Source organism: Vibrio sp. 1978, from assembly GCF_033344345.1.
This window is the reverse complement of sequence record NZ_JAWPOP010000112.1, coordinates 1-1,240: the sequence shown is the minus strand read 5'-3', so window position 1 is coordinate 1,240 and position 1,240 is coordinate 1. Positions and strand designations below refer to the sequence as shown.

2 protein-coding genes are annotated in these 1,240 nt (G+C 45.6%); both read left to right on the top strand.

Annotation, left to right across the window (positions count from 1 at the left end; genetic code table 11):
• Window positions 1-795 (top strand): helicase C-terminal domain-containing protein (locus R8N49_RS24840; protein ID WP_318190181.1); only part of this gene is annotated, 795 nt, incomplete at its 5' end.
• A gap of 14 nt (window positions 796-809) precedes the next feature.
• Window positions 810-1,240: sulfite exporter TauE/SafE family protein (locus R8N49_RS24835; protein WP_318190180.1), on the top strand; the 431-nt coding region annotated here is incomplete at its 3' end.

Below are 1,240 nucleotides of genomic sequence, written 5' to 3'. Positions count from 1 at the left end.
AGTGTATCCCCTCTTGAGATTGGATGGCAGCTAGACCAACAGATTTGGAGTCGTTGTATTGGTGCCGTATTAGTTTCAGCAACAATGCGAGCGTTGAACTCTTTCCACTATTTTTGCCATCAAGTAGGCATTGATGGCAAGCCAGAATCTGGGACTCAGTTTTTGGCACTCGCTTCGCCTTTTGATTATCAAAACCAAGCTGAGTTACTCATACCTGCAATGAAGTACGAACCATCGGCACCTCAGTTTACTGAATATCTTATTGAGATCTTGCCTAAGTACTTAGAAGACAAAAAGGCCAACTTGGTATTATTCTCCTCTTACTGGCAGATGAACCAAGTCGCAGAAGCGCTGTCTTCAGAGTTCATAAAACGAGGCTGGGCTTTGCAAGTACAAGGCGAAAGTTCTCGTCAAGAAATTCTAAAAAAACATAAAAAGCTTGTAGAAACAAACAAAACCAGCGTTCTCTTTGGTACAGGAAGCTTTTCGGAAGGACTCGATTTGCCAGGAGAGTTACTGGAAAACTTAGTGATCACCAAAATTCCATTTGGTGTTCCTACCTCTCCAGTAGAACAAGCGCATTCAGAATACATAGAAAAGAAAGGCGGCAACCCGTTTATGCAAATCACTGTACCTGATGCGAGCAAAAAGCTGATCCAGAGCGTGGGCCGCCTACTGCGTAAAGAACGAGATTCTGGTAGAGTGACCATTCTGGATCGACGCCTCGTAACCAAACGCTACGGGCAAGCACTTATCGACTCACTGCCGCCATTTAAACGAAAAATAGAATATTAGAAGAATAAGAATTTATGGAAATGATAGAGCCGACAATGCTGTTGGTGTTGGCGCTAGTCGCTTTTGTTGCTGGATTTATTGACGCAGTCGCAGGTGGTGGAGGGATGCTAACCGTCCCTGCTTTGCTGTCTTTGGGGCTTCCTCCTCACATTGCTTTGGGGACGAACAAGTTGGCTGCTACCTTTGCATCGTCAACTGCCGCATTCACTTACTACAAAAAACGCTTGTTCAAACCTCAGTGTTGGGGGCGCGCGTTTGCAGCAACGCTTGTCGGCGCAACATTGGGCACGCTCTTTGTCGATGCCATCAGTACGGATTGGCTAGAAAAAGTCTTGCCTCTTCTTATATTAGCCGCTGCGCTGTATACCGTGTTCCATAAAACGCCACATTCACCTCATCAAAGCCCAATACCAGAGCCTTGCCCAAAGCTGCATAAAAAACAGTA